The sequence below is a fragment of the Sodaliphilus sp. genome (genome assembly GCF_045598405.1).
In the GTDB taxonomy this organism is placed as follows: domain Bacteria; phylum Bacteroidota; class Bacteroidia; order Bacteroidales; family Muribaculaceae; genus Sodaliphilus; species Sodaliphilus limicaballi.
In genome coordinates this window covers 1-6546 of sequence record NZ_JAZLLZ010000195.1, presented here as the reverse complement: position 1 = coordinate 6546, position 6546 = coordinate 1, and the positions used below count along the sequence as shown (strand labels likewise).

General features: G+C 42.5%; 3 protein-coding genes. All 3 read right to left on the bottom strand.

Annotation, left to right across the window (positions count from 1 at the left end):
- Positions 1 to 851: 851 nt before the first annotated feature.
- From ACKI3C_RS12755 to ACKI3C_RS12745, 3 genes are read right to left on the bottom strand one after another with little or no spacing between them, the layout of a single operon-like run.
- A complete protein-coding gene (locus tag ACKI3C_RS12755; RefSeq protein WP_407405667.1) occupies positions 852 to 1454 on the bottom strand; it encodes a hypothetical protein in 603 nt (200 codons plus the stop codon).
- 24 nt (positions 1455 to 1478) lie between these two features.
- Positions 1479 to 4448 carry a type III restriction-modification system endonuclease gene (locus tag ACKI3C_RS12750; RefSeq protein WP_407405665.1) on the bottom strand — a complete coding sequence of 990 codons (2970 nt, stop codon included), beginning with the start codon at positions 4446 to 4448 and terminating at the stop codon, positions 1479 to 1481.
- 57 nt (positions 4449 to 4505) lie between these two features.
- Positions 4506 to 6389 (bottom strand): site-specific DNA-methyltransferase, encoded by a 1884-nt coding sequence (locus tag ACKI3C_RS12745; RefSeq protein WP_407405663.1) that lies wholly within the window; start codon positions 6387 to 6389, stop codon positions 4506 to 4508.
- Between the last annotated feature and the right edge of the window lie 157 nt (positions 6390 to 6546).

The window sequence follows — 6546 nt, the reverse complement described above, 5'->3', positions numbered from 1 at the left end:
CTGTGCTGCGTCAGATGCGCTGCGGGCTTCAACTTCAAAAGTTTCTGTCTCATTGTCGAAATCGGTAATTTCCACTGTGAAGAACTTGAGTCCGCTGCGGCGGATATTCTGATTGTTTGCTACAGTCTGAGAAGTGAAAGCCGATGTCATAAATTCGTAACTCATAATAAGGAAGTTTTATTTGTTTAACAATGTGCGCTTCCGCGCTATTTAATTTTTACGAACAAGACCAACAGCGTGCAAGAGAGCAAGGGCAAATATTTGGCAAGAAAATGTAGAAAAAATTAGACCTCGCGTCTCATTTTTTCTAAGCATTGCGGTCATTTTGTTAGACAAACGTGTCTCGTATTTGAACCAGTGAACGACGATGTAACTTTGTGAAGTAAAATACAGGCGCAGGGGGCAGCTAAGTTGTCAAATGAAACTTCCTATGAGGCAACGAATATGACGATAGCGAAAACGGAACAAGACGATGCGAATGATTATGAATAGTAGCAAAGGGACGAGGTACAAGTGAATAGGGACACGACAATAGAACAGAAACAATAGATAAAATCCGCAAGCAACACAGCACTGCCAATAACCAATAAACTATAACCAATAACCACCGCACAGCGGTTACAATGCCCATCGGTCGGCAACCACAATAGATGCAAGATGAATGCTAACTCGTCTTTAACCTCTAACCCATAACCATTAACCACCGCGCCAGCGGTTTATTAACACAGAGTCAAAGATAAGCCCCAAGGGTTCCCTCGGGCAGCCTTACCTTGGTCCCTAAAAAACGCACCGCCATGATGAATACTCACCATAGCGGTAATGCGCTTGAGAAAATGTATGATAAAATTTATTTAAAGTTCATCATTTGGACCAGCAAAATTTTTCAAAGAGTAATATGTTAAATCTGTTCCTATCTTTATGTTACCACTAATAGTTTCATATCTATAGCAACTTACCTCAGCTACGGTTTGATTTTTACCGAAGACCATTGACGATGCATATATGGTAGTGTCATTGAGAGTGACCTCTGTTAGACTATATTTATTTTCAATTGCTATTTTAATGTTATTGTAATTATTTAGAGCCGAAGCTTTATCATCTGAGGCATTCATAAACCTGATACCATCAAATCTTCCATTAGATGCGAAGATATCCAACATTTCCCAATTCATATTGCCAAATGAGAAAAAGCGTTTCTCTTTAGAGGAGAAATGTAATAGAACATCAGTACTATTGCTCTTTTTGTAATAAAACCCATGTTTTTCTAATTTGGCTATGACATCATTAATAGAATCACCAAAAGTAACATCAAAGAAGGTCTCTTGCACTCTGTCGTTCCAGATGGTGTCAAGTTCTTCTTCTGATTTATTATTCTTGCTATTTGCTCCTTTATTATTACAAGAAATTAATGTGATTCCTAAAAAAAGGGAAATCAATAATAATATTTTTTTCATAATAAGTCCTTTTTTACAGTAAATTTAATCTATAGCGTTGATGATGTTGTAGAGGTTTTCAAACTTATCTACAACACCATATTTTACCTTTGATGTTGAGAGGCTGTTGAAAAGTTTCTTTGCACATTGTGTCTTAGCTTTTTCAACACCACGCAACTCCATGCCGTCGAGAGAGCCTTTGGTCTCTGCGACGAAGAAAACGTGTTTAACGCTACCTTCCGTCAGAACTATTGCCCAGTCGGGGGCATAATTACCTACAGGAGTAGGAATTTGCAGTTTGCGAGGGAGTTTAGCGTAAACTTGAACTTCCTGAGCATTTTCGAGTGCTTGTGCAAATTCATGTTCCCCCTCACTGTCAAATGCCACATACGGTGTGACATGCTTCTGTGCCTCAATAACCTTTTTGATATTAAGTTTTCTCTCAGGCACAAAGATGCTACTGTCATATCGTCCTTCGGTTTGATTGTAGGTAATGTGTTCAACAATCATTGTAGCTTTTTCTTCCTTTATGATTTTGACTACATTGCGTATAAATTCTTCGGGGTTTTCGCGGAACATATAGATATTATCTCCGATACCTTGAAGAATTTGCACTACAGTCTTACGAGTAAGTCTTGCACCTTTGGCTATATCTCCAACGAGGTCATACTTTACGATAGAAGTAGTGACATCCTTCAGGTCGGAGGTTTTTGTTTGTGTTTGTCCAAAGGTGGTAGCATCCTGCTGGTTGCCAATTACACGCACATACTGCAGTTTAGTTACAGAAAGATTTCGGTTCAAGTTTCTAATTACATTCTCAACGAGTTCAACGCTGTTATAATGAACGGTATAAACATATTGATGGTTAATCTCGTTCCAGAGCTGCTGGAAGCGTTCATTATTAAAGTTCTCGTTGAGTTTGTTTTCCTCGGTGGTTGTTCCTGCTTCTTCCACCATCTGATCGAGGACTTTCTTGTCGAAGATAGAACGTACAAGTTTCTTCACATCTTCTGCTATCGGCTGCAGTTTCGTTGGAAGTTCAGCCAATTTATCATCGGCATAAGCCTTGTGGTAAGCCTCGGTAAGGAAGCCGTCGGCATCGATATAATCGTTATCTTCAAGATAAACGATGATGCGGCTTGCTTCCTGAGGCGTGATTTCTCTTACCATGCCATCGACATCAGTAACTCTCTTGCCAGTGAAATATTCGGGCGTAGCCTTTTCAACGCGTTCGCGCAGTACTTCCCTGGTTTCACGCTGCAATGCGCTTGTAAAGTCTGCATAACTCTCATTGGCGATAACGGTAAGCACATTCACATTGTGAACGTCTTCACCGAGGGTTTCTTTGTCTTGACGAATACCGTCTTTATCAACGCAAATACGCAAACCACGGCCCACTTCCTGACGCTTGTTGGTCGTAGAATTTGAGTGTCGCAGAGTGCATATTTGGAATACGTTAGGATTGTCCCATCCTTCACGGAGAGCCGAGTGCGAGAATATGAAGCGAGTAGGTTCCTCGAAACTCAACAGACGTTCCTTGTTTTTGAGAATCAGGTCGTATGCAGGAATGTCGTCCGATGTATCGGTTCCTCTTGTAACCTTACTATTGACCATGCGACCTTTCTTGTCGATTGAGAAATAGCCCTTGTGTACATCCTCGGCACTAAACTTCTGCAGATACTGGTCGTATGGAGTATTGAAGGCAGTGATATTTTCAGAGCAGATACGCTTGTATTCTTCTTCAAAAATCTGCTGGAACTTGCCTTTCACCTCGTTGCCGTCCTCGTCATATTGGCGATAATTAGCCACCTCGTCGATGAAGAAAAGCGATAGGCACTTAATGCCACGAGCGAACAATTCCTTTTCCTTTTCAAAGTGTGCCATGATGGTTTCACGAATCTGCACACGCTGCATAGCTTCCTCGTTCTTGTCGCCAATCACTTGACCTCGATAGATTGTTGCGCCATTAGAGAACGAAACATAGCCACTTACTGGATTAATTTCGCTAACGGTGTAACCATCGTATGCTTTAAGTCCAGACTCTTTCTCCAAACTGTCGCCCACATTGAACGACTTTAATTCACGGCGTATTGCACCAGCAGCATTTCTCACTTCGAGTTCAATGCGCGCGATAGGCGGTTCCTTTGGCGACAACTTGATGTTGTCAAGGTAGATATAGTCGGTAGTGCCTCGCAGGTTCTTTACCTCAAACCCTCGCACTTGAATACGCTTAACGAGTCTTTCCTTGAAGGCATCGTAAGCATCAAGCGCATAAACGGTGTCGTGCGTGGTCTTGTGTGTAGCCGAGTAGTTGAGGGAGAAAAGCGGTTTGAAACGCTTCAGTCCGCTTTGCGTTGCAGCACCTTCCATTCTCTGCGGTTCATCCATAATAATGATTGGGCGGTTGGCTGCAATCACGTCAATAGGACGGCGAGAGGCAAATTCATCACGCTTGCTGTAGATAATCTTGCTCTCCTTTGAGCGTCCACCCTCCTTAAGTGATGCCGCAAACGCCTGCGTGTTGATAATCATTACAGAGATACCGCTGTCTTGTGAGAACGCATCGAGCTGCTGAAGGTTGCTGCTGTTATACACAAACCAGCGAGCCTTTTTGCCATACTGCTCCATGAAGTGTTCTTCAAGCATCTGGAAACTTTTAGCCACACCTTCACGTATGGCCACGCTCGGCACGACGACGATGAACTTCGACCAGCCATAGCGGCGGTTGAGTTCAAACATAGTCTTGATATAGACATAAGTCTTACCAGTACCGGTTTCCATTTCAATATCGAGGTTGAGGTCGGCTATGCCAGTAGATAACGCATTACTTGTCTTGATGAGGTTTTTGACCTGTGCGTCTTTGATGTTACTGAGCAAGTCAGCCTTGCTGAGTTCGATGTCGGCATTACGAAATCCCGAGTCCTCTCCTTCGTATGTTATCTGACCATTCCGCTTGCCTAAGTCAATGCGGTAGTGAGCCATATCCCGGGCGGGTTGACCGTTAAAAACATTCACAGTGTATTCTACTGCGTCTGTTTGGTATTGCTGAATTTTGAATTTGAACTTCACGGCTTAAATAATTTTGCAGACAGTGTCGGGTGAATAATTAGCGAACAACTGGTCGAAGTTGTCAATAACGTTGTCGGTAGCCGCTGAAGCGTCACGCATAACGAAATAAACAGGCTTAGCCTTTGCAATTTCGGTAATTACGCTTTCGTTCCCGTCCTTGTCAAAGCAAGCATAAAGGAAGCCATCGTTCATGATGAACACTTCCTTGCCGTTGACCGACTTTGACTCAATCTTGGCAGAAAGTTCGATGCCCAGGCTGAGCATAACCTGGAACAGCAAGTCATTGCTCGTGCGGTCGGCTTTCAGGTTGTCCGCCAGCGAGAACAAGTCGGCATTGCTAATATCATTAGGCTGATAATATACATCAGCCATATTAGAACTATCAAGTTTCAAAACGCGGAAACCAGTATCGAGGTTTTGTGTTGTCAATGGTGACTCAGCCTTGATTTTCTTACCTGCTCTACGAATGCGTTCCTTTGCAATCTCACAGATGTTTTCATATCCTGCTTGATAAGCATCGCTATTTTCTTCAGTCTTTTCAGGTACTTGTACCATGATGTAAGTGCGGTTTCCTCCGTCTTCTGCATTTAATTTCATGACTGCATGAGCGGTAGTTGATGAGCCAGAGAAGAAGTCAAGGATAATATCTCCACTATTAGTATATAGTTGAATACATCTTTCAATTAGAGCAACAGGTTTTGGATAATCGAAATATTTTTTACCATCAAAAAGTGCTGCAAGTTTTTGGGTAGCGCCCTGAGAGTGGTCAACTTCTGTATATTTCCAAATAGTCATTGGTGTAACCCCTGTTTTTCTTAATTCAGAAAGGAAACGTTTCATAGATGGAACATTGTCTCCATTAGGACCAAACCATATTCTATTGTCTTGGAGTCTCTCGAAAAAAGCTTTTTTCGAGAGACTCCAGCTGCGCCCAGCTGGAGGCTCTACAATACGCCCGGAGGGCGTTGTAATTTGGTAAATATTTTCTTGGACTGCAGGGCCTACAGAAAGGTCACTGGATTTCCAAACCCCTCTAGGATCGTTATCAGGGTTGGAATATCTGTTGTTAGCTTCTTCGCTTCTAGGTATGCCATTACATAAAGCTTTTTCTATATCTTTTGCATAACATAATATAAAATCATGTGAAGGAGAAAAATGCTTCATTAAGTTAATAGGAGAATAGGCTCTTTCCCAAACGATTTGTGCTAAAAAATTTCTATTACCAAATAATTCTTCGGTGATTTTCTTTACATTTTCAACTTCTCTATCGTCAATAGAGATAAAGATAACGCCATCATCTGTGAGCAGATCGCGAGCGACTTTAAGACGAGGGTACATCATGTTGAGCCAATCTGTATGGAAACGGCCATTGCTTTCCAGATTGCGCTGCATTGGGTCAATAGTTTGGTTTCCTTCCTCATCAAAGAGACCACTTTGCTGCTCAAAATCCTCGCGTGACTGTGCGAAGTCATCATTATACACGAAGTCGTTACCTGTGTTATAGGGAGGGTCGATATAAATCATCTTTACCTTGCCAAGGTAGGTTTCGCGCAAGCATTTCAATACCTCGAGGTTGTCGCCCTCAATGTAGAGGTTTTCTGTATTGTCAAAGTCCACGCTTTCCTCAGGACAGGGGCGCAGAGTCATTGTAGTTGATGTATTTGCCAAGTGTGCGGCTTTGCGCTTCTCGGGCCATGTAAACTGATAGCGTTCCTCTCCTTCTTCAATCACGTCGTTAGAGAGTTCGGCTTTCAACTTTTCAAAGTCGATGCCACGAACGACTTTGCCGTCTTTCATGTGTTCGGTTACGCACTGGGGAAACAGTTCGGCTATCTTGCCGATATTTCCTGTGACAGCATCAAATGTCTCTAATTTTAATTTTTCCATTAGTGCAAAAGTTTCTTTATATCCTCAAATCCGCAGTATAAAATTTGTTAACGTTTTTGCACGCGTTAGAGGGGCATCGCCTGGCCGGATCGGTGGCAACGTGCTAAGTTCTGTGTGTTTTTGTCACGAGCGGGCACACTGCCCCTTTCCCCAATCC

Coding starts and splice junctions, on each gene's coding strand:
- ACKI3C_RS12755 (WP_407405667.1), bottom strand. CDS start 1,454: ATGAAAAAAATATTATTATTGATTTCCCTTTTTTTAGGAATCACATTA.
- ACKI3C_RS12745 (WP_407405663.1), bottom strand. CDS start 6,389: ATGGAAAAATTAAAATTAGAGACATTTGATGCTGTCACAGGAAATATC.